We start from the raw sequence: 26,701 nt of genomic DNA, 5'->3' as shown, positions 1-26,701 counted from the left end.
TTTAGGTGAAATTATGAATCCATTTGACATTATGAGAGCTTCACAGATAGCCTGTTGCTTGGAGGTTAGTGCCTTCAAGCCTGGAAATGTCCATAGATATAAAGATTTTGATGATGTTAAATACCACCACTTCATAGCCTCAGGGATAGCCTTTGGAGAAGCTGTCTATGAGCTTTGTATAAATAAAAGTAATATTGGATACTATATAAAGAAGGCTGTTTCACTCAGTAGAAAATGGAGCCCAAGTAATACTAATTTGGGAATTATACTTCTTCACCTACCTATAGCTTTAGCCATAAGTAAAGTAGGAACATTTGATGAAAAGCTATTGAGGGAAGAGCTATTAAGAATAGCTAAGAACTCAACATATAAGGATACTATTTACTTATATGAAGCTATTAAGTTAGCTAATCCAAATCTAACCAAGCCTAAGGAAGGACCAGATGTTATGGATGAAGAGTCTATAAAGGAAATTGAAGAGAAAAAGATTAATTTATATGACATTTTCCTATTCTCAGCTGATCATGACTTAATAGGAGGAGAGTGGGTTAACTCTTTCCCCATCTCCTTTGAAGGTTGTAAGCTCTTAGAACATTACTATGAAAAAGAGAGAGATATTAATTTAGCCATAACTAAAACTTTTCTTTCTATACTTTCAAAATATCCTGACAGTCTGATAATTAAAAAGAAAGGTTATGATGTAGCTAAGAAAGTTTCTGAATTGGCTAAGAAAGTTTTAAAAGATTTTTCTATAGAAAAGTTGAAAGAGTTTGACAATTATTTAAGATTGGAAGGAAATAAATTAAATCCTGGAACCACTGCAGATTTAACTGCCTCTTCTATCATGCTCTTTCTGATTAAAAGAATTAATGAAAGTAATACAATATTATGATGTAAATAAATAGAAAGTTTAATATAGTAAATTAAAGATAAATTTCATTAAATTCTTCACGGTTTTAGATTGGTGAAAATATGGCTATAGCCAAAAAATATTTAAATTTAGAAAGTAATAAAGGGATCGTCTGCTCTATTGAATGTATTTTAGAAGAGATTAAAAAAACTTATGGTGTCTATGGGTGTGGGATTCTTACAAATAATGGGGAAATTCTAATCAATAAATTTCCAAGTTCAGTATCTTGTGACATAATATCAAACTTATCTATAATAATAGCAATTGCAGAAAAAATGTTTTTAGATACAAACAATGATATTAAAAAAATAGATATTTCAGGAAAATGTGCCACCCTCTCTATATATCCAGTAGGAGAATTTTACTTAGTTTTAGCTGTTGAGAATAACTTTAAAAGTACTGATATCTTAGAAAGATATCTTCCAAAACTATCTGAGTTATGCCTATTACTCTCTGAAAATATACTTTATGAAGACCTTCCTTTAGAGGACTTAATAAATAATGATAAAAAAATTAGTGCTTTTATGTTTAGAATACTTAGGTTTTTAAATCTAAAGAAGTACCAAAATACTAATATAGATGTTCTCATGTATCAGTTAGGAAATGATATCTCATCATATTTAAAGATAGACTCCTTCAAAAAATTAAAAGAATTCTTTGAATCTCATGGAGTAGGAAAGTTAAAGATCTTAAAAGAGGATGGAGAAAAAATTATAAGTAGGGTTGATGAGTGTGTCACTTGCTCCTTCATAAATAAAAATATTGGAAGAACTTTATGCTACTTTGAGGGAGGGCTTATTAATGGAACAGCTTCAAATATCTATAAAAGGAAGTGTGAAACTGTAGAAACTCACTGTTATGGCTTAGGACATAGTTATTGTCAATTTAGAACAAAAATTTTATAGTTTCACAACAACAGCATCTTTTATATTTTCAATCTCCTTTATTTTCTTTAAAACTTCTTCTGGAACATTATGATCTAATTTTATTAACATTACACTATCTCCACCAGGCTCTTTTCTTCCCACTTGCATCTCAGCTATGTTTATCCCATACTCTCCTAAGATGGTTCCAACCTTCCCTATCATCCCTGGCTTGTCTATATGTCTAATTATCAATACAACACTCTCAGGGATGAAATTAACTTCATAACCTTCTATCTCTAAAATAATTGGCTTATTATTAGATATTGAGCCCACTAAAGAGAAGCTTTTTCCATTGGCTTCAGCTACAACCTTTATAGCATTTCCATATCTTGTATCATTAGATTTACTCTCAATAAATTCTATTCCTCTATTCTTAGCCAATATAGGGGCATTGACTAAATTAACTCCAGCCAGTAAGATTGGAGATAAAAGTCCTTTTAGTAAAGCCCTATTTATTAGATCAGTGTTTTCCTTGGAGAGGTTTCCATAGTATATAACTTCAACCCTCTTCACTGAGCCATCTAAGACTTGCATGACTATATTCCCAAGAAGCTCAGCTAAAACCATGTAAGGCTTTATCTTCCCTAAAACCTCTGCTGGAAGGTTTGGCATATTAACAATATTTTCAGCAAGCTCTCCATTAACAATCTTCTTTATTTGCTCAGCTACTATAGTTCCTGCAGCTCTTTGAGCCTCTTCTGTAGATGCTCCTAAGTGAGGAGTACAGATTAAATTTTCAAGCTCTAATAAAGGGTTATTTTTAGGTGGCTCCTCTTCAAAGACATCAAGAGCTGCAGCTCTAATTTTTTTATTTTTTAAAGCTTCATATAGGGCTTTCTCATCTATTAATCCTCCTCTTGCACAGTTAACTATTATAGCCCCTTCCTTCATCCTCTTTATTTGCTCTTCACCAATCATATTTTTAGTCTTTGGAGTTAGAGGAACATGTAAAGTTATCACATCTGAAAGCTCACAGAGCTTATTTAAGTCATCTACTAACTTAACTCCTAAGCTTTCAGCAAATTCCTTAGAGACATAGGGATCATAGGCTATAATATTCATCCCAAATGCCTTAGCTCTCTTAACTACCTGTTGCCCTATCCTTCCTAAGCCAACAACTCCTAAGGTTTTTCCATAAAGTTCTATTCCTTTAAACTTCTTCCTATTCCACTCTCCTCTCTTCACTGAGTTGTTAGCCTGAACTATATTTCTTGCTGCAGCCAGCATTAAACCAATGGTTAGCTCTGCCACTGAGATGGATGAAGCATCTGGAGCATTAACTACTATAATCCCTCTCTCAGTGGCAGCTTCAACATCTATATTATCAACTCCAACTCCAGCCCTTCCAATAATTTTTAATCTTTTACCCCTCTCTATTAATTCCCTATCAACTTTAGTCCCACTCCTAACAACTAAGATATCCGTATCTTCAATTTCTTTTAAGAGCTCTTCCCTACTAAGATCTGTTGCTACAACGACATCTCCAAGTTCCTTTAAAATCTTTATAGCCTCTTCATGTATTGGGTCAGTTATTAAAATTTTCACAAAATTCACCCTTCATTAGTTATATATCCTTTAACAGCACTTATAGCAGCTATCTTAGGAGAGCATAAATATATATAGCTGTTAGGGTCTCCCATTCTTCCCCTAAAGTTTCTGTTGGATGTTGATAAACAAACTTCTCCTTCAGCTAAAACCCCTTGATGGGCTCCTAAGCATGGCCCACATCCAGGAGGGCAAATCATGGCTCCAGCTTTTATAAATATCTCTATCAACCCCTCTTTTAAAGCTTTCAAATAAACTTTTTTTGAAGCTGGAATAATAATTAACTTTACATCCTTATGAACTTTTTTTCCTTTTAAGTACTTAGCCACTATCCTCAAATCTTCAATTCTTCCATTTGTACAGCTTCCTATAAAGACTTGATCTATTTCCAAGCCTTCAACTTCACTTATAGGTTTAACATTATCAGGGCTATGTGGGAGAGCTATCTGTTCTTCCATCTCAGTAATATCTATAAAAATTTCTTTTATATAATTCCCCTCCTCAACCTTTATAGCCTCTCTTTTTAATTTATTTATTTTTTCTTCACTTAAGCCCCTTTCCTCCCTTAGGTAGTTAAAAGTTATCTCATCAGCCTCTATAACCCCTGTCTTAGCTCCCATCTCTATGGCCATGTTACAAAGTGTTAACCTTCCACTCATGTCCATCTTTTTAACAACCTCTCCACCAAACTCAATAGCTTTATAAATAGCCCTTTTCCCAATTTCCTTACAGACTCTTAAAATTATATCCTTAGGAGAAATATTTGGATTCTCTCCAACTATATTAACCCTTATTGTTTCTGGCACCTTAATCCAAGTTTCTCCTGTTGCATAAATATAAGCCATATCTGTAGCTCCAAAGCCAGTGGCAAAGGCTCCAAAGGCTCCATGTGTGCAAGTGTGAGAGTCTCCACCAGCCACAAACATGTTAGGAAGAACATAATTTTCAGCTAAGATTTGGTGGCAAATCCCTTCTCCCCCAGGGTGGAAATTTTTAATATTAAATTTTTTAACAAACTCTAAAGCTATCTTTTGAAACTCTGCAGACTTAACAGTGTTTGGTGGGACAGTATGATCAAAGCAAATAACTATCTTCTCAGGAATCTTCACCTCAGCACCCATCTCCTTTAAAGCTCTGTAAGCTAATGGAGTAGAGCCATCATGAGTCATAGCTAAATCTGCCTTTAATGTCAAGGTTTCTCCAGCTGTAACCTCATAACCAGCTTTTTTAGATATGATAGCTTCAATTAGAGACATGTTTCTACCACCTTAATACTTTTTCTTAAAAAACTTTAAAATTTTCTTAGTTTTTAATAATATTTTCTCAAATTTGGCATATCTATAAAGTTATTAGCCTATATCATCTTTTTTGTAAGATTTTTTTATATATATGAGATTACACTAAAATTTAGAAATAAAGCCTAATTTTAATGAAAAGGTGAAAAAATGGAAAGTATTTGCATCTCTCCAACAACAAGACATGAGGGACACTCTAAGTTAATCTTGGAAGTGGATGGTGAAATAGTTAAAAAGGCATACTTTATAAACACTACTCCAATTAGAGGATTTGAAACTATTGTTAAAGGTAAGCCTGTAGAATTTGCCCCTATAGCTGTGATGAGAATCTGTGGAATCTGTCAAACTACCCATGGAATTGCTTCATGTGAAGCTATTGAGCATGCTATGGGAATAGAGGTTCCAGAGGATGGGCTTTTATTAAGAGAGTTAGTAGGTTTAGGAAATAGAATGCACTCTCATCCATTACATCACTTACTAACCTTAGATGACTTTGTTAAGAGTGAAGAGGAAAAAATAGAGTTAATAAAGCTTATTCAAAAGATGAGAAAGGTTGGACAGTATATAGTTGATGTTGTTGGTGGAGAGGGAATACATCCTCCAAATATAGTTATTGGAGGAATGAGAAATAATATAACTGAAAGAGCTAAGTCTAAAATCTACTATGCCTTAAAAGAGTTTGAAAAGGATGCTAAAGTTCTATATGAGAAGTATGTTGAGTTAGTTGAGAACTTCTTAGAAGAAACTGGAATCCCTGACTTAGGTAGTCATGAATTCTCCTACTTGGCTACACATACAACCTATGGAGATAGATATGCAATAAACTGGGATGATGTCACTGAGATCTTGCCACAGAGATACTATGACAATAAAGAGGTTGGAACCTCAACCTCTATTATGATCCCTCTCTATGGTGGGGTTCCTGTTGAAGTTGGGCCAAGGGCAAGGCTTTCAAAGTTCATGGGCTTCAAGGTTAAAGGAAATGCCTTAGAGATAAACATAGCAAGGGCTCAGGAAAACTTAGGAGCTGTTTATAGAGCCTTTGATATCTTAGATGAGCTAAATATTCATGGAAAAACAAGAGCTGACTATGAATACAAAGAAGGAGTTGGAATAGGAGTTCATGAAGCTCCAAGAGGAACAAATGTTCACATGGTTGAAACTTCCAAGGATGGAAAGGTTAAGGCTTATAGAATAACTGCAGCATCAACTTGGAACTTCCCAGTTGTTGAGAAGGCTATAGAAGGTTATCCTTACAAATATGCTGAAGTCATCCTAAGAGCCTATGACATATGAGCTTCATGTGCAACCCACATAATTGTTAAAAAGTTATAAGGAGCCCAAGGGGAACCTCCTCCTGGAGGACCCTGGGCAAATAAAATTTTTTGTGATGTTCATGCTCCCCTCATATCTTGAAAAAGAGATCTTAATTATTGGCTGTGGAAATCTCTTATTTGGAGATGATGGCTTTGGCTACTTTGTAATTGAGAAGTTAAAGGAGAAGCTGAATGACAAGTTAAAAGAGAAAGTGGCTTTACTTGATGCTGGAGCTGGAGCCTCTTCTATCTTGGATCTGGTTGAAGATAGCAAAGTTAAGAAAATAATTGTTGTTGATGCCATTGACTTCAACCTAAAGCCAGGAGAGATAAAGATATTAACTCCTGATGAGTTGCCAGATGATAGCTTAGGCTTAGATGCCCATGGAATCCCATTAACTGAGAAAATAAAGAAGCTCCATAACAAAGGATTTAAAATAAAGGTTGTTGGTTGTCAAGTTAAGTATGTCCCAGCTCCAGAGCCATATATTGGCTTATCTAAGGAGGTTGAAGAAGCTGTTGATAAGGCTGTTGAACTAATAATAAAGGAGGTTGATAACCTATGGTAAAGGTTGCCCATGTTCAGCTATCAAGCTGTTGTGGTTGTTTAATCTCTCTAACTGATACATATGAGAAGCTTTTAGAGATTTTAAATAGTATAGAGTTAGTTTATTGCCAAACTTTGATAGATGTTAGAGAGATAAAAGAGTGTGATGTAGCCTTAGTTGAAGGTTCTGTTTGTTTAGAGGATCATCATGCCTTAGAGGTTGCTAAGGAAGTTAGAGAGAAGGCTAAGATTGTTGTAGCCCTTGGAGCCTGTGCTGCCTTTGGAGGATTAACAAGATACTGTAAAGGAAATCAGTTACCTAAGCCAGTTAATAGCTCTTTCTCTCCATTAACTGAAGTTATAAAGGTAGATTATTCAATCCCTGGCTGTCCTCCATCTCCTGAAGCTATATATAGCTTTATAAAAGCCCTCTTAAACAATGATGAAGCTTATTTAAAACCTTACAAGTTGTTGGCTGAAATGCCAGAGGTTTGTGGTTGCGATCTACTCTACAAGGTTGTTAATAAAGAGCTCTGTATGGGCTGTGGAACCTGCTCAGCCTCATGTCCAACAAGGGCTATAACCATGGTAGATGGTAGGCCAGTAGTTGACCCAGTTTTATGTATAAAATGTGGTCTCTGCTCTTTCCAATGTCCAAGAATTCTCTATCCATCCCTCTTAGAGGAAATTGAATGAGGTGGAACTAATGGATCCATTTGGTAAGTATTTAAAAGCTGTTTCAGCAAGATCAACATTAAAAGAGGTTTTAAAAAAGGCTCAAGATGGAGGAATAGTTTCAACTCTCTTCATCTATGCCTTAGAAAATAATATTTTGGATGGTGTGGTTGTAGCTGATAAGGAAGATGAGTTCTTACCTAAGCCTAAGGTGGCTACAACTCCTGAAGAGGTTATAGAGGCTGCAGGAACTAAGTATAGTGTTTGCCCAAACATTGCTGAAATTAAGAAGGCTGCGAGAGAGTATGGATGTGAAAAAATAGGAGTTGTTGGAACTCCTTGCCAAATAAGGGCTGTAAGAAAAGCTATGAAATATCCAGTAGGGTTTAGAGGAGTTAATATAGAATTTTTAATAGGAATTTTCTGTATGGAGAACTTCCCATACAATGGTTTAAGGGTTATAGTTGAAGAGCTCTGTGGAGTTAAAATGGAGGATGTGGTTAAGTTAGACATTGGAAAGGGTAAGTTCTGGGTTTATACAAGATGGGGAGAAACTAAGACAGTTAAGTTAAAAGAAACTCATCCATATGAGCAAAGCTCCTGTCATGTCTGTACTGACTACACTGCTGAGCTTGCTGATGTCTCAACTGGATCAGTTGGTTCTCCAGATGGCTGGAGTACAGTCTTCATAAGGACAGTAAAAGGGAAAGAGATATTTAGTGAAGCTGTAGAGAATGGCTACTTTGAGATAAAATCTATAGAGACTGTTAAGCCAGGGTTAGATTTAGTTAAAAAGCTATCTTTAACCAAGAAAGAGAAGAACATGAAGGAGATTGAGCATAGAAAAGAGTTAGGATTACCAGTTCCAGTTAAGTTATAACTATGTAGATAGAGAGAAAAATTAAAATTATCCCTGAAATAATATTAACTACTTTTGGATTCATCTTCTCTAAAAACTCTTTTCCTTTCCCACCTATTATGGAGAAGATAAATATAGGTAGAGAGAAGCCAATAGAGTAAATAAAGAGAGAAAGGAACCCAAAAATTAAATCTTTTTTTGTAGCTACATATGAGAGAATTGAGATTAAGATAGGGGTTGAGCAAATATTAGCAACTAAAGAAAAGGATAAGCCAAAGAGAAAAGAGCTTAAAAAACTTAATTTTTTACTATTTGCTATTTTGATTATTTTATTATATACTTTTCCCCTCTCCTCTGAGAATAACTTGAAGTTATAATTTAAAATTAGTGAGAGTCCAAAAATAGAGGAGAGTAGTGAAGCAAGATACTTAAGTATTGTAACATTTACAAAATAGCCAAAGGCTGAAAATAAAATTCCTAAGAGGCTGAACATAAAGGAGAAGCCTAAGATAAAGAAGAGAGAGTTTAGAAGAGAATCATACTTATCTTTAGATACTCCAAATATGTACAGTAAAGCCAATGGTAAGATTGAGAGAACACAGGGAGACAATGCTGAAAGGATTCCAGAGATAAAAATTATGATGAGATCCATATTACTTAAAGTATTTTTTAGCTTTATTAAATAACTCCTCTGGGTTGTAGCCAATGGTTTTATCAACAACCTTACCATCCTTTATATAAAAGACTGCTGGCACAGCAAAAACATTAAATTTTTCAGCCAACTCTCTATTCTCATTGGCATCAATAATAACTACATTATAACCTTCTTCCTTCAACTTCTCCAAGTAAGGCTTTAACATCTTACAATAGTGACAGTACTCTGTTGTAAAAACTAAAATTCCATCTTTAATAGGAGCTTCATAGCTATGGCTATTAGAATTATTATTTAAACATCCTGAAAGTAAAAGTATAGTAAATAAAATTAAAAACTTTTTCATTTTCACACCCTTTGATAGGGGATATAGATGATAAAGATAGAGCTAACTACTTTAAATAAGTATGTTAAAACTATTAAATGTAGTTGTGGTCATGAATTTAAAGCTGTGGGTAAGAGGTTTATTTGCCCCAAGTGTAAGAGGTTGCTAAGCTATGAAAAGGATAAGAGTTGAAGGAATAGTTCAAGGAGTTGGTTTTAGACCTTTCATTTACAACTTGGCTAAGTCTTACAATTTAAAGGGCTATGTAAAGAACTGCGGAACCTATGTTGAGATAGTTGTCTCTGGAGACAATATAGAGAGCTTTATTAAAGACATTGAAAGAAAAAAACCAGAGTTAGCTAAGATTAATAAGATAGTTGTTGAAGACTTTGAAGGGAATGAGTTCAGTGACTTCTACATCTTAGAGAGTGATGGCTTTGGAGGAAATAGTGCTATTCCTCCAGATATAGCTATCTGTAATCTCTGCTTAAAGGAGATGTTTGATAAGAAGGATAGAAGATATAGATATCCCTTTATCTCTTGTATAAACTGTGGGCCAAGATTCACAATTACTGAGAAGTTGCCCTTTGATAGGGAAAATACTTCTATGAAAGACTTTCCATTATGTGAAGAGTGTTTAAAAGAATATGAAGATCCAAGGGATAGAAGGTTTCATGCTCAAACTACATGTTGTCCTAAGTGTGGGCCAAGGGTTTTTTTAAATGATAAAGAGGGAGATGAAGCAATAAAAGAAGCTATCAAGTTATTAGAAAAAGGAAAGATTTTAGCTATAAAAGGAATTGGTGGCTATCATCTCTTCTGTAGGGCTGATAGGGATGAGCCTGTTTTAAGGTTGAGAGAGATATTAAATAGGCCATCTCAGCCCTTTGCTGTTATGAGCTTAATTGAAGAAGTTAAAAAATTTGCTATTCTTAGTAAAGAGGAAGAAATTCTATTAACATCAAGAGAGAGGCCTATAGTTGTCTTAAAAAAGTCTAAAGATTATTATTTATCTGAGTATGTCTCCAACTTAGACACTGTTGGAGTTATGCTACCATATACAGGCTTACACTATTTACTCTTTAACAAAGTTCCTGCTTATGTAGCTACTTCAGCAAACCTTCCAGGCTTGCCAATGGCTATAGATGAGGGGGAGATTGTTAAGCTTAAGGTTGATGGTTATTTAATGCACAATAGAAGGATAATAAATAGATGTGATGACTCAGTTGTTAAATACATAGCTGGAAGAGCCATTTTTTTAAGAAGATCAAGGGGCTATGTTCCTGAGCCTATAGAGGTTGAGATAAAGAATGACTTTACATTCCTCTGTGTTGGGGCTGAGTTAAATTCAACTGTCTGCTTGGTTAAGGGAAATAAATTTTACTTATCTCAGCATATAGGGAACACTTCTAAGTATGAAACCTTCTTATTTTTAAAAGAAGCCATTAAGAGGTTGATGGAACTAACAAACACTGACAAGATAGACTTTATAGTTTCTGATCTCCATCCTCTCTATAACTCAACAAAGTTAGCTGAAGAGCTTTCAGAAAAGTTTAATGTTCCTTTAATAAAGGTTCAGCATCACTTTGCCCATGGCTATAGTCTCTTAGGAGACAATAATTATTTTGATGAGTGTATAATCTTAGCCTTAGATGGTTTAGGCTATGGCTTAGATGGAAAGATCTGGGGAGGGGAAATTTTAAAGTTTGATAGTGGTAAGTTTAAAAGGGTTGGGCACTTAGAAGAACAGTATCAACCAGGAGGAGATTTAGCTGTAAAGTACCCTTTTAGAATGCTTCTCTCTATTTTATATAAAGCTATTGGAGATGAAGTTTTTGAGAAGTTTGAGGTTAACAAAATTTTAGAGATGCAAATAAAGAAGAGAATCAATAGTCCAATAACAACATCAACAGGAAGGGTTTTAGATGCTATCTCCTCTTTGTTAGATATATGCCAAGAAAAAACCTATGAGGGAGAGCCAGCAATAAGGTTAGAGGGAAGAGCAAAAGAGTTTAATATAGAGGTGGAGCCAAAGATAAAGAATAATATTTTATTGACAACCCCTTTAGTTGAAGAATGCTACAATATGCTAATAAATAAAGAGCCTATAGAGAAGATAGCTTACTATTCTCTAATCTACTTAGCTGATGGCCTCTTTGAAATAGCTAAGAAGTTCTCTGACACCATTGGAATCACTGGAGGAGTGTCATACAATAAAATTATTGTTGAGAGAATTAAGGAGAGATGTGAGGAAGAAAAAATAAAGTTTCTCTACCATAGTAGGGTTCCTAATGGTGATGGGGGCATAAGCTTTGGTCAAGGATTAGGGGGATACTTTTGGAGCTTGTAATGCCAAGATATACAATTATTAAAAGGAAAGCTCTTAATTCACTTCCTGAAGTCTTGGAGAAACTAAATTTAAAAAATCCCTTAGTTGTTTCTGGGAGGAATACTAAGAAGTATAATAAATTTGACTATGACTTAGTGTTGTATGATGAAGAGATTGAAGTAAAGGGTTATGACTGTATCATAGGCTTAGGAGGAGGAAAGGCTATAGATGTAGCTAAATATATTGCCTACAAAAATAAGCTTCCTGTTATAAGTGTTCCAACAACTGCATCAAATGATGGCATATCATCTCCAGTTGTAGCCTTAAAAAAGCCTTCTTTTTTAGCCACAGCTCCAATAGCTGTTATAGCAGATATAGACATTATTGAAAAGTCTCCAAAAAGACTTTTAAGGGCTGGTTTAGGAGATATAGTCTCTAATATTACAGCTGTCTTAGATTGGAAGTTGGCTAAGGAAGAGGTTAATGAGAAGTTTAGTGAAGGCTCAGCAATCTTTTCAATGACTATAGCTAAAGAACTAATAAATTATATTTTAAACTCCAACTTAGAAGAGTATGTTAGTAAGCTAACTAAAGCTTTAATTGGTAGTGGGATTTGTATAGCTATGGCTAATACAACAAGACCAGCCTCTGGTGGAGAGCATTTATTTTCCCATGCCCTTGATCTCCTAAAAGAGAAATATAATTTTAATAGCTTACATGGAGAACAGTGTGGGGTTGGAACTTTAATTATCTCCTACTTACATAAAAAAGAGGGTAGGGAGAATTACTTAGAGGAAATCTTAGAAAGCTTAAAAAAGGTTAAGGCTCCTATAACATTTGAAGATTTGGGGATAGACAGAGAGATAGCACGGGAAGCTTTAACCTTAGCTCCAAAAATAAGGAAGAGATGGACAATTTTAAGGAATGGGTTAAGGGAAGAGGAAATAGAAGATGTTTTTAACTTCATAGAAAGTTTGTAAGTGGTCAACATTGATCTATGACTTCAGGAAAAAGCAGAAATTTGGCTATACAACAGGCTCATGTGTGGCTGCAGCATCATTAGCAGCTCTATTTTATTTAAAATTTAATAAGATAGTGGATTATATTGAAGTCTTTAACTTGGATGGAGATAAGTTAATTATCCCAATAGAAAAGATTGAAAGGTTAGGAGATAAAGTTAGAGTGACAGTTATAAAAGATGCTGGAGAAGACTGTGATATAACTAATGGCATTGAGATAGTGGTTGAAGCTAAGTTAAAGAAAGGAGATAAAGGAGTGGTTATTAAAGGTGGTAAAGGGGTTGGAATTGTAACTAAGGATGGGCTTCCTGTTAAGAAGGGAGAGAAGGCTATAAATCCTAAGCCTAAGGAGATGATAATAAACAATTTAATCAAATATTTGGATGATAATGAAACCTTTGAGATAGAAATAATTATCCCTAAAGGGGAAGAGTTGGCTAAGAAAACACTAAATCCTAAGTTGGGGATAGTTAAAGGATTATCAATATTAGGGACTACTGGAATTGTTAAGCCTATGTCCAATGAAGCCTATAAAAAATCCTTAGTTTCTCAGATTGATGTAGCCTTAGCCTCAGGATTTAAGCATTTAATCTTTGTCCCTGGAAACATTGGTTTAAGGATGGCTAAGAAGCTCTTAAACTGTAGTGAGGATCAAATAGTAATAGTTTCCAACTTTTGGGGTTACATGCTTGACAAGGCTGAGGAGAAAGGTGTTAAGGAGATAACTATCTTAGGCCATGCTGGGAAAATTATTAAGTTAGCTGCTGGCATCTATAATACTCACTCAAAAGTAGCTGATGCAAGGAATGAAATTTTAACAGCTTACTCCTCTTTATTTTTGGAGAAGGAAGATATTAAAAAGGTTTTGTATGCAAACACTACTGAAGAAGTGATAAAGCTATTGGAAGACAAAAATGTTTTAAAAGATGTCTTTAATTTAATAGCCAAAAGAGTAGTTGAAAGGGCTGAGGAAAAATGGAACATTAAGTTTAAATGTATAATTGTAGATTTAAAAGGAAATATCTTAGGTGAGAAAACATGAAGGTTAGGGTTTTTGACACCACTCTAAGGGATGGAGAGCAAACTCCAGGGGTTTCATTAACACCAAGTGATAAGTTGGAGATAGCTAAAGCCTTAGATGAGCTTGGAGTAGATGTTATAGAGGCTGGATCAGCCATAACTTCAAAAGGAGAGAGGGAAGGAATAAAGTTAATTACAAGAGAAAACTTAAATGCTGAAATCTGTTCCTTTGTAAGGCCTTTAACAGTAGATATAGATGCTGCTATAGAGTGTGAAGTTGACAGCATACACTTAGTTGTTCCCTCCTCTCCAATTCATATTAAGTATAAGTTAAAGAAGAGTGAAGATGAAGTCTTAGACTTAGCTGTTAATGCTATTGAATATGCTAAAGATCATGGGTTAATTGTTGAACTCTCAGCTGAAGATGCTACAAGGGCTGAGCTGAACTTTTTAATTAAACTATTTAAAGCTGGGGAAAACTTAGCTGATAGAGTCTGTGTCTGTGACACTGTTGGAGTTCTAACTCCTCAAAAGAGTGAAGAGCTCTTTAAAAAGATAACCTCTGAGATAAAGTTGCCTGTCTCTGTCCATTGCCATAATGACTTTGGAATGGCTACAGCCAATACTTGCTCAGCAATCCTTGGGGGGGCTGTTCAGTGCCATGTAACAGTTAATGGCATAGGAGAAAGGGCCGGAAATGCTGCTTTGGAAGAGGTGGTAACAGCTTTAAAATTCCTATACAATATTGAGACAAATATTAAGTTAGAGAAACTTTATGAAGTTTCAAGGTTAGTAGCAAGGCTAATGAAACTTCCAGTTCCTCCAAATAAGGCTATTGTTGGAGATAATGCCTTTGCCCATGAGGCAGGGATACATGTAGATGGGTTAATTAAGAATACTAAAACCTATGAGCCAATCTCCCCTGAGGTTGTTGGGAATAAGAGAAGAATTATTTTAGGAAAACATTCAGGAAGAAAGGCTTTAATTTACAAGCTAAAGCTTATGGGAATAGAGGCAAGTGAAGAACAGATAAATAAAATTTATGAGAAGATAAAAGAGCTTGGAGATCTTGGAAAGTATGTATCTGATGCTGATCTAATGGCTATAGTTAAAGATGTGTTAGGAAAAGACTTAGAGGAGAAGATTGAGTTAGATGAGCTAACAGTTGTTTCTGGGAATAAGATAACTCCTATAGCTTCAGTAAAGCTTCACTATAAAGGGGAAGATAGGTTACTAATAGAAACTGCCTATGGTGTTGGGCCAGTTGATGCAGCAATAAATGCAGTTAGAAAGGCAATAAGTGGAGTTGCTGATATAAAGTTAGAGGAGTATAAGGTAGAGGCTATAGGTGGAGGAACTGATGCTATAATAGAGGTTACTGTCAAGCTGAGAAAGGGGGTTAATACTGTAGAGGTTAAAAAGGCAGACTCTGACATCATAAGAGCCTCTGTTAATGCAGTTATGGAAGGGATAAACTTACTTCTCCAATAAAATTTAAATTCAAATTTATTAGTTATATTAGTGAAACAATAAAATTTATATAGAATCTTGGTGATTATTATGGTGTCCTTAGAGGAGGCTGTAATTGCAAGATATACATCACATGGAGAGAAGTTTGAAATTTTGGTTGACCCTTACTTAGCTGCAAAGCTTAAGGAAGGGCAAGAAGTAGATTTTGATGAACTCTTAGCTACAGATGTGGTTTTTAAAGATGCCAACAAAGGAGAGAAGGCTCCTGAAGAGCTATTAATAAAGGTTTTTGGTACTACAGACATTAAAGAGATTGCAAAGAAGATAATTATTAAAGGGCATGTTCAACTAACAGCTAAGCAGAGAGAGGAGATTAAAGAGCAGAAGAAGAGGCAAATAATAACTATCATCTGTAGAAACACCATTAACCCTCAGACAGACACTCCTCACCCACCACATAGGATAGAGAAGGCTCTTGAAGAGCTAAAAATAAATATAGATATTTATAGAAGTGCTGAAGAGCAAGTTCCTGAGATTGTTAAAAAGCTGAAAAGATTACTTCCTATAAGATTTGAGAAGAGAGACATAGCTGTTAAAATTCCTCCTGAATATGCTTCAAAAGCTTACAGCTTCTTATACAAATTTGGAGCTGTTAAGCAAGAAGAATGGGCTTCTGATGGCTCATTAATAGTTCTTATTGAAATTCCAAGTGGGATAGAATCTGAATTCTACTCTGAGTTAAGTAAGATAACAAAGAATAATTTCCAAGCTAAGGTTTTAAAGAAATACAGTGAATGAGGTGATTTAATTGTTCAGCCACACAAAAAAGGTAGGACCAGCTGGTAGATTTGGAGCAAGATATGGGTTAAAGATTAGAGCAAGAGTTAGAGATGTTGAAGTTAAGGCTAAGAAAAAATACAAGTGCCCTGTCTGTGGATTCCAAAAGTTGAAGAGAGTTTCAACCTCAATCTGGGTCTGTGGAAAGTGTGGAGCTAAAATAGCTGGAGGAGCTTACACACCAGAAACTGGAGCAGGAAAGGCTGTAACAAAGGCTATAAGGAGAATAGTTGAGAATAAGGAGGAGTAATATGGTTGAATATAAATGCTTAAATTGTAAAAAAATCATCTCCTTGGAAGAGCTTGGAGGAAGGGTTAGGTGTCCATACTGTAGCTATAAAATTTTAATTAAGCTAAGGCCTAAAGTTGTTAAACATGTTAAGGCAAGATAACCATGATCATAACAAGCTCAAGAAAGCCCTCTCAGAGAACAAGAAGCTTTTTAAGAGATTTAGAAAGAACTTTAAATCTTCCCTATATTCAGAGGGGGAAGCTATCTTTAAAAGAACTTTTTGATATTGATAAGCATATCTTACTTATTGGAGAGTTTAAAGGAAATCCTGGAACTTTGGTAGTTTATGATGTTGAAAATTGTAAAAGATTATCAAGCTTTATCACAGTTAAGTTACAAAGAGAGATCTGTGGCTCAAAAATATATAATAAAGATGGAGTAAAATTAGTGGTTGATGACAAACTCTGGGAAAAGGAAGGGTTTAAAGAGATCTATGACAACTATGATAAATTTTTATTTAGACATTTAAATCTTAATGAAGATGCTGAGATCATCTTAAGGTTAGAGAGAGATCCAAAGTATCTTTTTGCTATGCAATTTTATAAGGGAAGGGCTAAGATAGGGCCTCTAATAAGGGTTAAATCTTTGAAAATCTTTGACTCTCTATATTAAAAAATTTTTTGTGTTTAATATGAACTCCTTTAATTTAGTTATAACCTTCAACTCTGAAGAGGAGGCAGAAGTAATATATAATGCTATATATTTAGAGCATATAGACTCTCAAATTAGATCAAGGGCTAAGATGGAGAGGGAGGGAAAGAGAATTAAGATTTATGTTGAATCAGAAGATCTCTCAATATTGAAAGCCTCTATCTATTCCTATTTAAGATGGATCTCAGTTTCTCAGAATGTCTTTAATTTAATAAAAGGGAGGTGAGGCTCTTGGCTAAGATCTTCAGAATAGAAGGATTAGTCCTAAAATCAAAAAAAGAACCAATGTTCTTTAGAAAGGAATATAAAGCTCTTAAGGAAGAGCATGCTTTAGAAAAGTTATACTCTGACTTTGGAGGGCTTTACAAGGTTAAGAGAAGTAGAATAAAAATATTAAAAATAGAGGAAATTCCTCCAGAAGAAGTTACTGATAGGGTGTTAAAGGCTTTAGTATAAGTAAGATTTCATCATAAGCTCTAAACAGTCACTCATTGATATGGATAAGCTCTCTTTTAAAATCTTTGGTACTTTTAAAATATTACATCTTTTCAATGCTATTTTTCTCTCATCTAAGTAGCTGAAGGTTTTAGATACTAAATTTTTATATCTAATTATCCCATCTTCAATTCCATATTTGTTAATGCACTTGGCTAACAAGAAAGGGGAGAGGAAGGCATAAACATTACCAAACCCTAAAAGAGATATTAACCCCCCAGCTTCTCCTATACTTGCTATAGCCCTACCTTTATAAATTCCTCCTAATCTACTCTCCCTCATTAGGCTACCATTAATTACATTATTACAATTGCAAACAATATCATAACCACTTCCAAACACTTCTTTTATATACTCTAAAACCTTAGACTTCATCTCTATATAGCTCATGTTGTAAGAGCTACATCCAATATGGTAAGTTCCATCTTCAACCATTGGAGTTATCCAGAAGTATTGCAATAGAGGTTTTCCTTTAGCTAAGCTTATATTTTCAATGATATAGTCATCAATTTTTTTAAAGCTTCTAATAATAAATTGGCAAGTTTTTATATCATCATTAAACTTCTTTTCCTGCATAACTTTTGACACTCCAGAGGCATCTACAATTAATTTATAGTCTTTCCCATGATCCTCTGAAGAATATTCTTTAATTAAGTTTCCTAACTCATCTACTTTAGCCCTCATTACTGAGCTCATTGGTTTGTATTCTCTATGAATTATTAAGGTTCTTGGTAAAACATTCTCAACAAATTTTGTTTTGTTGATGATATAGCACTTATTAACCTTCTTATCATTTATTATTAGATCAGCTTCTTTAACAATATAGTCATTGATATAAACATTTAAGTATTTACAAACTTTCTTAAATAAACTTCTCTCCTCTTTATTTTGAAATACAAAGTTTAAACTTCTACAACCTCTTATAATCCCTGGATCATAAACATCTACATTAAAGCCAAAGTTTTTTAAGAAATAGTAGAGTAATGAGCCAGCAAGTCCTGCCCCTGCAATGCAAATTTTCATAAACACCCCCCAATACACTCTAAATATTTTAAAGAATAATTAAAAAATAATATTTAAATAATATTAAAGTTTGTCTTACACAATCCAAAAATTTAAAATTATACAAAGTGTTTAATCTACATTCTAAGAATAGAGTATATTTAAAGAGCTAAACAGTAAAATTATTTTCAATAAATTTAGCTTTAGGTGAAGCCTTATGGTTTTAACAAATAAGGACTTTGACCCTAAGTTTAGTGAGGAAATAATAAAGGTTGCTGAAGAGATTGGAGAAGAGGAAGTAGTAAAAAGCTTTAGAAGATGCTACCAATGTGGAACCTGTACTGGAGGCTGTCCAAGTGGGAGACATACAGCTTATAGAGTGAGAGTTTTAATAAGGTCAGCATTGATGGGCTTTTACAAATATATAGAGAGTGAAGATCTCTGGATGTGTACAACTTGCTATACTTGCTATGAGAGATGTCCAAGGGATGTTAAGATAACTGAGATCATAAAAGCTATGAGAAACTTGGCTGCAAGGCTTGGTTTAATGGCTGAAGCTCATAGAAAAACTTGTTTATATGTCTACTTAACTGGTCATGCTGTGCCAATCAATGATAAAATTAAAGAGGTTAGGAAAAAACTTGGTTTAAGTGAAGTTCCTCCAACAACTTACAAGTATCCAGAGGTTTTAGAGCATATAAGAGGAATAATGCAAGATATGAAGTTATGTGAGAAAGTAGGAATCTGTCCAACAAGTAAAACATTAAAGGAATTAACTCCAGTAAAATGGGAAGAAATGAGTGAATAAAGGTGAGAGGATGGAGTTCTTATTTTTCTTAGGATGTATAGCTCCTAACAGATATCCAGGAATTGAGAGTGCTACATACAAGGCTTTAGATAAGTTAGGGATAAAGTTGTATCCTTTTGAAAAAGCTTCTTGCTGTCCAGCTCCTGGAGTTTTTGGATCCTTTGACTTACCAACATGGCTAACCTTAGCAGCAAGAAACCTCTGTGTAGCTGAGGAGAGAGGGTTAGACATCTTAACCATCTGTAATGGTTGTTATGGTTCTCTATTTGAAGCTAATCACTTATTGAAGCACAATGATAGAGCAAGAGAAAAGGTTAATAAGGTTTTATCAAAGTATGGTTATGAGTTCAAAGGAACTATAGAAGTTAGACATCTCCCTGAAGTTCTCTACTTCCAGTATGGTGTAGACAAAATTAAAGAGCATGTTGTCTTCCCATTAGAGGGTTTAAAGGTTGCTGTCCATTATGGTTGCCACTACTTAAAGCCAACTGATATAAAGAAGTTAGAAAAGGCTGAGAGGCCAAGATCCTTTGATGCCCTGGTTGAAGCTATTGGAGCTGAGTCTATAGAATATGCTGATAAACAAATGTGCTGTGGAGCTGGAGGGGGAGTTAGAGCAAGAAACTTAGAAGTAGCTTTAAAGATAACTGAACATAAGTTAAAGAACATGATCAAGGCAGGAGCTGACTGCATAACAGAGGTTTGTCCATTCTGTCACTTACAGTTTGATAGAGGACAGATAGAGATAAAAGAGAAGTTTGGGAGAGAGTATAATCTACCAGTTATACACTACTCTCAACTCTTAGGTTTAGCTATGGGGATGAAGCCTAAGGATGTTGCTTTAGAATTACACTTCATTTCCTGTGATCCTGTCTTAGAGAAGTTAGGGTTAAAAGAATGAATTGGAAGGAACACTGTATCTTTGGCTTCCTTCTCTATCTTCCTTTCTTTTCATCTCCTGAAGATATCTTCTTACTCTTATCTGGCATTCTTTTCCCAGACTTAGATCATGAAGTTAAGGAAGAGATAACAAGGAGAGGCATTTACATCTCTTTAGGAATTTTAATTTTAGCTTTAATTTTATACTTCTCAAAATCTCCACTATTTAACTTAGATCTCTTGGTTATAGGAGTTCTTTCTCTTTTAATTTATATAGTTCCTTACTTTTCAGAGCATAGGGGCTTAACCCATACTGTTTGGTCACTAATTATAATCTCTTTAATTTTCTCCTACATTATTTTTAGAATCTCTTCAATCTCTCCTTTAGCTCCAATCTTGGGCTTAGCTATGGTTTCAAGTGAAAAAATCTTTTCAAAACTTATAATTCCTTCTATCTTTCTATCTATCATACTTTCTTTATTTCTTCCACATAAAGCTAACTTTATCTCTTACGTCATCCCTTTCTTTTTTGGTTACCTCTCACATCTTATTGGAGATTCCCTAACTCCAGCAGGAGTTAAAGCTTTTTATCCTTTAAGATATAAATTAAAAAAGACTGAAGGTTACATACTAATAGTTGTTATAATTATCTTAGCAGTGATAAAATGGATGAGAATGATTTAAAATATATCCAAAAAACATTAGGAAGAGAGATAAATGAGATAGAAAAGGCTATGTTTGAAAACCTATGGAGTGAGCACTGTTCTTACAGAACCTCTAAGAAACTCTTAAGGATGTTTTCAAAGACCATAAATGAGAGAACCAGTAAGGATATAGTTGTTGGAATAGGAGATGATGCAGCAGTAATAAGGTTGAAGGATAATATTTGCTTAGCCTTAGCTATGGAAAGTCATAATCATCCCTCTTACATAGATCCCTATAATGGAGCAGCCACTGGAGTGGGAGGAATTGTTAGGGATGTTTTATCAATGGGAGCTAAGCCTATAGCTCTATTAGATCCTTTAAGATTTGGTGATCCAAGGGTTGAAAAAGTTAGATGGCTCATAGATGGAGTTGTCAGAGGGATAGGGGATTATGGAAATAGAATAGGAGTTCCCACTGTTGGAGGAGAGTGTGAGTTTGATGAATCTTTCAACTATAATAACTTAGTTAATGTTGTCTGTGTAGGATTAGTTAAAGAGGAAGATATAGTTAGAGGAAAAACTAAGGAGAAAGAATTGTCTTTAATTTTAGTTGGCTCCACTGGAAGGGATGGAATTGGTGGGGCAAGCTTTGCATCTAAGGATCTAACTGAGGAGAGTGAAGAGGAAAGGCCAAGTGTTCAGGTTGGAGATGCCTTTTCAGAGAAGTGTTTAATAGATGCTATCTTAGAAGCTGTAAAAACAAAGAAAGTTAAAGCCATGAAAGACTTAGGGGCTGCAGGGCTGTCAGGGGCTGCTACAGAGATGTGTCTCTCAGGTTGTGAGTTATATTTAGAAAATGTCCCATTAAGAGAGCCACTAACTCCATATGAAATTATGGTCTCAGAGAGTCAGGAGAGAATGTTGTTAGCTGTAGAGAAGGGAAGTGAAGAGGAAATTATAAAGATATTTGAAAAGTATGACTTGCCTGCAGCAGTTATAGGGAGAACTACAGACACAGGTAGAATTATAGCTAAGTATAAAGGAGAAGTGGTTGTAGATCTTCCCATCTCTCTATTATGTAATGCTCCTCTCTATGATAGAGAAGAGGAAGAGAGGATATTAGAAAAAGAGGGAAGAATTGAGGAGAGAGTAGATTTAGAGGAAGCTATATTAAAGTTGTTAGAGAGCCCAAACATCTGCTCAAAGGAGTGGATCTATAGCCAGTATGACTATGATGTCCAGTTGAGAACTGTGATAAAGCCAGGAAGAGATGCAGCTGTTCTAAGAATTCTTGAAACCTATCCAGTGGGAATAGCTTTAACAGTTGATTGTAACTCAAGATTCTGTAAGTTAAACCCTTATGTAGGCTCTCTTTACACTGTAGCAGAGGCTGTTAGAAACTTAGCCTGTGTTGGAGCCAAGCCCTTAGCTATGTTAGATAATTTAAACTTTGCCAACCCTGAAAAGCCAGATAGATTCTGGCAACTTAAAGAATGTATAAGAGGCTTAGCTGATGCTGCTTTTTCTTTTGACATTCCAGTGGTTGGAGGAAATGTTAGTTTATACAATGAAACAGTGATAGAGGGTAAAGAGTATCCTATAAATCCAACTCCAGCTATAGCACTGATAGGAAAGATTGATAATATTGAGAAAGTTCCAGGAGTTTTAGATAATAAGGTGGAGGAAGGAGATATCTTAATTATTACCAATGAAACTAAGGAGGAGATGGGAGGAAGTGAATACTATAAAGTTCTCTTTAACTCTGAAATTGGAAGGGTTCCAAGGGTTAATTTAGAGAAGGAAAAAGAGATTTATAAAAAAGTGGTTTCTTTAATAAATAGAGGATTAATAAGTGGAACTAAAGACTGTTCAAGGGGAGGTTTAGGAATAGCTTTAGCCAAGTTTTGCATAAATAACAATATTGGAGTTGAGGTAGAGTTAGATAACTATAATATTAATAAATTAAGAGAAGACTTACTATTATTCTCTGAAACCTCTGGGAGAATTATCTTAGCTGTTAAAGAGGAAAACTTAAATGAAGTTTTAAAAGAGATTGATGGTTATGTGATAGGAAGAGTTGGAGGAAAAGAGCTTAGCATAAAAATCAATAATAATAAAATAAGTATTAGCTTAGGTGAGATGAAAAAGGTTTATAAAGAGGCTTTCCCTAAGATGATGGGAGAGCTTTAAATTTTCTCTATTATCACTATCCCCTTCCCAGCTCTTTCTATTTTGGTGTCATATCCTAATCTCTCTAAGATGTCTTTAATTTCTTCTAAGCTGTAGTACCTCATAAACCTATTATTTAATTTATTATAGAATTCAAATACTTCAACATAGATATTATCATCCTTATCTAATATAAATTCCTCAGCTAAGTAAATTTTTCCTCCTGGCCTTAAAGCTTTCATCATCTTATTTAAGAATATTTTTATAGATGGAGCATACTTAAGAACATGTGAGCAAATAACATAGTCATACTTCTCCTTAGGAATGGCTACTGAAAAGTCCATACATTTTAGCTCATAACAATCTAATCCATTTCTTTTTATCCTATTCTTAGCTATCTCTAATAAACCTTTTGAAATATCTACTCCCATGTAAAAACCTTTTGGGAAGATGTGCTTAATAAAGAATGCTGGAGATCTTGAACCACAACCAACATCTAAGATATAGGAATCATTTTCAATCTTTAAAAGTTCTAAAGCTACTTCTCTATGTAAGTTAAAATAGTTACTTCCCAAAATCATGTCCCATATATCAGGATCTTTCTTAAAGTTTATACATATCTTAGGATGGTTATAGGAGATTAGAGCATATCTTGTTATGTAAGTAATATAGTTATATTTCATAATATAGTCATTAATTATTTTCCCAAACTTTGGCATTTTAATTTTAATTTCAAAATTTTCATTAACCTTAATTTTATTATCCTCCTCTTTTAGAATGTTCAATTTTATTGCTGTATTTACATAATTAATTACAAAGTCTTTATTAGGATACTTAATTAAAGAGTAGAGCTCTTCCATTGTAGGGTTATATCTATCTATTAGGGTTAAGATTCCATACTCAATTCCTTGTTTTATGAATGTTGATAATAAATTATAATTCAAGTACTCAATTGTAGTATTTAGAAACTCTATTTTTTTCTTTAATAGCATATCTTCAGGAAGAACCTCACTTAGAACTTCATTAATAATTGTTTTGACATCCTCTTCTTTTATTTCTTTTAAATCACTATCAACATGATCAACAGCAGCATTAACATCTATAAAGAGTTTCATGATCACCACCTTAAAGACTCTATAATGTCACTATCTTGATCTAATAGCACTTCAACTATTTTTTTACCATACTCAGTTAATTTATATAACTTCATACCATTTACTTCTTTACACTCAACTAAGCCTAACTCAATTAATGAGAAGTGTCCATTATATCTTCCATTCAATCCCTTAAGACAGCCAAGTACATTACTTGGATCTGATCTAACTCTTCTTGAGATCTCAGATAGATAAGTTGCATGAGGATATATTTTATATAAATAGTATAGAATCTTTTTTCTTAACTTACTTTTGTTTAGTGATCTAATAACCATTGGGTCAATAAATGTTATGCTCATGATCTACCCACCCCTAAATATTGAGAATATTGTTGAAACTACTCCACTAACAACCCCATATAAAAATCCAAGTATTCCACTATTACTATTATTAGAATTAATATTCTTTAAATTCTCTGAGTTTGAATTTTGAACATTAAGACTTTGGCTTACTTCCTGGGAAGAGTTATTTTCAATTATTTCTATTTGAGTTTGATTATTCTCTTTCTTCTCTAATTGAGTTAAATTACTCTCATTTTTTGAGATAGAGTTATTCTCTATATCTTTTGAAATATTAATTTCTAAATCTCTAAAGATGACTAAAGGCTCTGGTTTTCCATTAATTAATAAGAATTTGTCAAGCTTAACATAGAATCTTAATTTTTTCTCAACATGATCTACTGGAATCTCTACCTTCTTCACCTCTTTAGGAGCTAAAGTTACAATAACTTTGTTTGAATTTTCAATTCCACACTCAAATGTTAAATTGGTTGGGAAATGCTCATTCTTTAATACAGCTGTAACTGAGCCATTGCTATAGTTTAAACTCTCTATTGTTATTGGAGAATAAACCTGAGTAACTAAATAAATTCTTGAATTTACTTCCTTACCAAGAACATCAACATTTGAGTATCTCCCTATCTCTATTGTGTCTGGAATTCTACAGAGCTTAACTAAACCTCTTGAAAAGATTATATCAACATTGGTTCCTTCAGGAACTACATGAACTATAGTATAGCCAGTGAAACCTTCATTGAAGAATATGTTAAATTCAACCTCCTTCTCTCCTAATTTTGGAATTTTTACAGATTTCACATTAGTTTTAGCTCTAACTTTTCCTTCCCTATCTATAACTTCAACCCAAACCTTACAGTTTATATCTCTTGATAGAGGATTATTTAGGACAACATAAACCTTATTTTCTTTCCCTGCTATTGGTTCCTTAATATATAAAGCTCCTCCATCAATTTTGTTAATTTTAACAGTTCCTGGTGGTTGATAATAGACTTGTGAAACCTTAACTGGAAGATAGGCGTTTATATGTACAGCCCCCCAGATGTCTTTAACTCCTTTATCTGTAGAAATTTTAAATTTAATGTCACCATTAAATTCTTTATTACAAATTATAGGAATCATTACTTTTTTAGTTTCATATGGTTTAATTGTGAAGTTTATTTTTTTAGATATATTAACTATACTTTCAGGGACATTAGTAATAGATTCTACAGTACCTTTTAACTTCTTATTATACATATTGTATAAAATTAGAGTAATATTATACTTTTTTCCAACCAATATTCCATCATCATTTAGGAACTTGTCTTTTGGTGGAATAATTTCTTTAATAATTATTGGAGAAACTTTTTCAGGGTTTATATTAAAGTTAGCTATTTTTTTATGTTTATAAGCTTCTTCCTTTATAGGCCAAGCTATAGCCACAATTTTTAAATTCCCTGGATTTACAGTTAGAGGTAGTAAGATACTTTTTTCTTCAAATTTTTTTAGGTCTATAACTTTTTCTATTTCTTTGTCACTATAGTTAATTACTAACTTTGCTGATAACTTCCTATCTAACCTATTTTTTAAATAAACCTTAATAAATGAAATAACTTTTTCTCCTTTAACATACTGTCTTGGAATTTTAAGGGTTTCCCAATAATATCTATCATCTAATTTATTTAAAAAGTCCTCATCATCTACATTCCTATAAAATTCTTTTATATATTTTGTAGTGTTCTCATCTACTTTATTGTAAAGCTCAATCTTATCTATAATAATTGGGAAGTAAAAGGTTTTAGGAAATCTTTCATATTCATAAGTAAAATAGTCTTCTTCTCTCTTAATTGTGGTTTTTTCATAACCTTCAACTGAGTGGGTAATATTCATAATCTTTACATAAGTCTCAATCTTAAAAGAGTCTTGGTCTAACTCTAAATTTGGAATTCTGAAATCTACATTAACCTCTCCATCTAAAGGAATATAAACTTCCTTAGAATCATTTATTCCATTGTAAATTACTTTATTTCCACTTTTAACTACAATCCAAACCTTCCCTTGGTAATCTGTCTGAGCTACAGGGTTGCTTTTTAAAGTTACAGTGAACCATGGAGAATAGCAAACCTCTCCATCTTTAACAGGATAGCCATAGCAAGTAACATTACTAACATCTACTGGAAAATAGAGAGAAACCTTAACAGTTTTTGAAGCTATAACTTTTCCATCTTCTAAAAGAGAGATTTTAACATCCTGTGGTCCATCTTTAGATATAGGAACCTTTACTTCAACAACATGCTCTACATGTGTGTTTGGTTTTAAATATATAGGCCCATATTCCCAAGTTTTACCATTAGCTTCAACCCTCACAGTAACCTCATGAGCATACTCATCTCTATTAACAATCCCTAAGTATAAGGTTTGCTCATTCAAATCTATATGATAGATAGGCTTAGATGGAGGATCATAAGGAGACCAAATTTTATAAATTACTACATTTGCTGAAACCATACTTAGCAATAATAAAAATATTAAAATTAATAGATTCTTTAGATGTTTCATAATAGTATTCACCTTTAACATTATTTACTAAATAATAGGTTTAATGAA

Annotated in this window: 28 protein-coding genes and 1 pseudogene; 21 read left to right on the top strand and 8 right to left on the bottom strand. The window is 33.8% G+C overall.

Going from position 1 to position 26,701, the window contains the following annotated elements; all coding sequences use genetic code 11:
* The first annotated feature begins 13 nt into the window (after nt 1–13).
* Entirely contained in the window at nt 14–892 is an 879-nt protein-coding gene (locus METIN_RS02580) for a triphosphoribosyl-dephospho-CoA synthase (RefSeq protein ID WP_013099935.1), read from the top strand.
* Between the two features lie 80 nt (nt 893–972).
* Nucleotides 973–1,815, top strand: a complete 843-nt coding sequence (locus METIN_RS02575; RefSeq protein WP_013099934.1) for a V4R domain-containing protein — start codon at nt 973–975, stop codon at nt 1,813–1,815.
* On the opposite strand, the gene serA is transcribed toward METIN_RS02575, so the two are convergent.
* Entirely contained in the window at nt 1,810–3,381 is a 1,572-nt protein-coding gene (gene serA, locus METIN_RS02570; protein WP_013099933.1) for a phosphoglycerate dehydrogenase, read from the bottom strand. The two genes, METIN_RS02575 and serA, sit on opposite strands and share 6 nt — an antisense overlap.
* A 5-nt stretch (nt 3,382–3,386) precedes the next feature.
* Complete coding sequence (gene hacA, locus METIN_RS02565; RefSeq protein ID WP_013099932.1) at nt 3,387–4,637, bottom strand: homoaconitase large subunit; 1,251 nt, start codon at nt 4,635–4,637, stop codon at nt 3,387–3,389.
* 189 nt (nt 4,638–4,826) lie between these two features.
* On the opposite strand from hacA, the pseudogene frhA reads away from it, so the two are divergent.
* From frhA to frhB, 4 genes and pseudogenes are all read left to right on the top strand, one after another.
* Nucleotides 4,827–5,969: pseudogene (gene frhA / locus METIN_RS02560) on the top strand (coenzyme F420 hydrogenase subunit alpha); the annotation flags it as partial.
* A 103-nt stretch (nt 5,970–6,072) separates the two neighbouring features.
* Entirely contained in the window at nt 6,073–6,561 is a 489-nt protein-coding gene (gene frhD, locus METIN_RS02555) for a coenzyme F420-reducing hydrogenase, FrhD protein (RefSeq protein WP_013099930.1), read from the top strand.
* Complete coding sequence (gene frhG, locus METIN_RS02550) at nt 6,555–7,235, top strand: coenzyme F420 hydrogenase subunit gamma (RefSeq protein ID WP_013099929.1); 681 nt, start codon at nt 6,555–6,557, stop codon at nt 7,233–7,235. The genes frhD and frhG overlap by 7 nt, the downstream gene beginning before the upstream one ends.
* A gap of 10 nt (nt 7,236–7,245) precedes the next feature.
* On the top strand, nt 7,246–8,094 hold the full coding sequence (frhB, locus tag METIN_RS02545) for a coenzyme F420 hydrogenase subunit beta (protein ID WP_013099928.1): 849 nt from the start codon (nt 7,246–7,248) through the stop codon (nt 8,092–8,094).
* On the opposite strand, the gene METIN_RS02540 is transcribed toward frhB, so the two are convergent.
* Together METIN_RS02540 and METIN_RS02535 are read right to left on the bottom strand one after the other, a co-directional pair.
* Nucleotides 8,084–8,791 carry a cytochrome c biogenesis CcdA family protein gene (locus tag METIN_RS02540; protein ID WP_198002843.1) on the bottom strand — a complete coding sequence of 236 codons (708 nt, stop codon included), beginning with the start codon at nt 8,789–8,791 and terminating at the stop codon, nt 8,084–8,086. The two genes, frhB and METIN_RS02540, sit on opposite strands and share 11 nt — an antisense overlap.
* A complete protein-coding gene (locus METIN_RS02535) occupies nt 8,727–9,071 on the bottom strand; it encodes a thioredoxin family protein (RefSeq protein WP_013099926.1) in 345 nt (114 codons plus the stop codon). Before METIN_RS02535 ends, METIN_RS02540 begins: the two co-directional genes overlap by 65 nt.
* A 27-nt stretch (nt 9,072–9,098) precedes the next feature.
* Between METIN_RS02535 and METIN_RS07715 the strand changes: the two genes are divergently transcribed.
* From METIN_RS07715 to rpl18a, 11 genes are all read left to right on the top strand, one after another.
* Nucleotides 9,099–9,242, top strand: a complete 144-nt coding sequence (locus tag METIN_RS07715) for a hypothetical protein (RefSeq protein WP_013099925.1) — start codon at nt 9,099–9,101, stop codon at nt 9,240–9,242.
* Nucleotides 9,223–11,400, top strand: a complete 2,178-nt coding sequence (gene hypF / locus METIN_RS02530) for a carbamoyltransferase HypF (protein ID WP_013099924.1) — start codon at nt 9,223–9,225, stop codon at nt 11,398–11,400. Before METIN_RS07715 ends, hypF begins: the two co-directional genes overlap by 20 nt.
* The gene (locus METIN_RS02525; protein WP_013099923.1) at nt 11,400–12,359 is read left to right on the top strand and encodes a sn-glycerol-1-phosphate dehydrogenase; all 960 of its coding nucleotides are present in this window, start codon (nt 11,400–11,402) and stop codon (nt 12,357–12,359) included. Before hypF ends, METIN_RS02525 begins: the two co-directional genes overlap by 1 nt.
* Nucleotides 12,360–12,369: 10 nt before the next feature.
* Nucleotides 12,370–13,440 (top strand): cobalt-precorrin-5B (C(1))-methyltransferase CbiD, encoded by a 1,071-nt coding sequence (cbiD, locus tag METIN_RS02520; protein WP_013099922.1) that lies wholly within the window; start codon nt 12,370–12,372, stop codon nt 13,438–13,440.
* Nucleotides 13,437–14,909: a (R)-citramalate synthase gene (locus METIN_RS02515; protein WP_013099921.1), complete on the top strand. Its 1,473-nt coding sequence runs from the start codon at nt 13,437–13,439 to the stop codon at nt 14,907–14,909. Before cbiD ends, METIN_RS02515 begins: the two co-directional genes overlap by 4 nt.
* A 69-nt stretch (nt 14,910–14,978) precedes the next feature.
* A complete protein-coding gene (locus METIN_RS02510; protein WP_013099920.1) occupies nt 14,979–15,686 on the top strand; it encodes a ribosome assembly factor SBDS in 708 nt (235 codons plus the stop codon).
* Nucleotides 15,687–15,696: 10 nt separating this feature from the next.
* Nucleotides 15,697–15,975, top strand: coding sequence for a 50S ribosomal protein L37Ae (gene rpl37A, locus METIN_RS02505; protein WP_013099919.1), 279 nt, complete (start codon nt 15,697–15,699; stop codon nt 15,973–15,975).
* 1 nt (nt 15,976) lies between these two features.
* Entirely contained in the window at nt 15,977–16,117 is a 141-nt protein-coding gene (locus METIN_RS02500; RefSeq protein WP_013099918.1) for a DNA-directed RNA polymerase subunit P, read from the top strand.
* 2 nt (nt 16,118–16,119) lie between these two features.
* The gene (locus METIN_RS02495; protein ID WP_013099917.1) at nt 16,120–16,629 is read left to right on the top strand and encodes an rRNA maturation protein; all 510 of its coding nucleotides are present in this window, start codon (nt 16,120–16,122) and stop codon (nt 16,627–16,629) included.
* Nucleotides 16,630–16,648: 19 nt separating this feature from the next.
* Nucleotides 16,649–16,894 (top strand): KEOPS complex subunit Pcc1, encoded by a 246-nt coding sequence (locus tag METIN_RS02490; protein WP_013099916.1) that lies wholly within the window; start codon nt 16,649–16,651, stop codon nt 16,892–16,894.
* A gap of 5 nt (nt 16,895–16,899) precedes the next feature.
* Nucleotides 16,900–17,124 carry a 50S ribosomal protein L18Ae gene (rpl18a, locus tag METIN_RS02485; RefSeq protein WP_013099915.1) on the top strand — a complete coding sequence of 75 codons (225 nt, stop codon included), beginning with the start codon at nt 16,900–16,902 and terminating at the stop codon, nt 17,122–17,124.
* On the opposite strand, the gene METIN_RS02480 is transcribed toward rpl18a, so the two are convergent.
* A complete protein-coding gene (locus tag METIN_RS02480; RefSeq protein WP_013099914.1) occupies nt 17,116–18,186 on the bottom strand; it encodes an NAD(P)-binding protein in 1,071 nt (356 codons plus the stop codon). The two genes, rpl18a and METIN_RS02480, sit on opposite strands and share 9 nt — an antisense overlap.
* 196 nt (nt 18,187–18,382) lie before the next feature.
* Here METIN_RS02480 and hdrC point away from each other — a divergent pair, with 196 nt between their 5' ends.
* Genes hdrC through purL form a run of 4 tightly spaced genes read left to right on the top strand, consistent with a single transcriptional unit; the run spans nt 18,383 to nt 22,686 of the window.
* Nucleotides 18,383–18,973: a CoB--CoM heterodisulfide reductase subunit C gene (gene hdrC, locus METIN_RS02475; RefSeq protein ID WP_013099913.1), complete on the top strand. Its 591-nt coding sequence runs from the start codon at nt 18,383–18,385 to the stop codon at nt 18,971–18,973.
* 10 nt (nt 18,974–18,983) lie between these two features.
* A complete protein-coding gene (gene hdrB, locus METIN_RS02470) occupies nt 18,984–19,874 on the top strand; it encodes a CoB--CoM heterodisulfide reductase subunit B (RefSeq protein ID WP_013099912.1) in 891 nt (296 codons plus the stop codon).
* Nucleotides 19,871–20,536, top strand: a complete 666-nt coding sequence (locus METIN_RS02465; protein WP_013099911.1) for a metal-dependent hydrolase — start codon at nt 19,871–19,873, stop codon at nt 20,534–20,536. Before hdrB ends, METIN_RS02465 begins: the two co-directional genes overlap by 4 nt.
* Nucleotides 20,518–22,686 carry a phosphoribosylformylglycinamidine synthase subunit PurL gene (gene purL, locus METIN_RS02460; protein WP_013099910.1) on the top strand — a complete coding sequence of 723 codons (2,169 nt, stop codon included), beginning with the start codon at nt 20,518–20,520 and terminating at the stop codon, nt 22,684–22,686. Before METIN_RS02465 ends, purL begins: the two co-directional genes overlap by 19 nt.
* On the opposite strand, the gene METIN_RS02455 is transcribed toward purL, so the two are convergent.
* From METIN_RS02455 to METIN_RS02445, 3 genes are read right to left on the bottom strand one after another with little or no spacing between them, the layout of a single operon-like run.
* Nucleotides 22,683–23,780: a class I SAM-dependent methyltransferase gene (locus tag METIN_RS02455; RefSeq protein WP_013099909.1), complete on the bottom strand. Its 1,098-nt coding sequence runs from the start codon at nt 23,778–23,780 to the stop codon at nt 22,683–22,685. The genes purL and METIN_RS02455 overlap by 4 nt on opposite strands.
* A gap of 2 nt (nt 23,781–23,782) precedes the next feature.
* Nucleotides 23,783–24,118, bottom strand: a complete 336-nt coding sequence (locus METIN_RS02450; RefSeq protein ID WP_013099908.1) for a helix-turn-helix domain-containing protein — start codon at nt 24,116–24,118, stop codon at nt 23,783–23,785.
* Between the two features lie 3 nt (nt 24,119–24,121).
* Nucleotides 24,122–26,653 (bottom strand): hypothetical protein, encoded by a 2,532-nt coding sequence (locus METIN_RS02445; protein ID WP_048203320.1) that lies wholly within the window; start codon nt 26,651–26,653, stop codon nt 24,122–24,124.
* Nucleotides 26,654–26,701: the final 48 nt, after the last annotated feature.

This window comes from Methanocaldococcus infernus ME (assembly GCF_000092305.1).
GTDB classification, from domain to species: domain Archaea; phylum AGJL01; class Methanococci; order Methanococcales; family Methanocaldococcaceae; genus Methanocaldococcus; species Methanocaldococcus infernus.
This window is presented reverse-complemented; position numbering and strand designations above follow the sequence as displayed.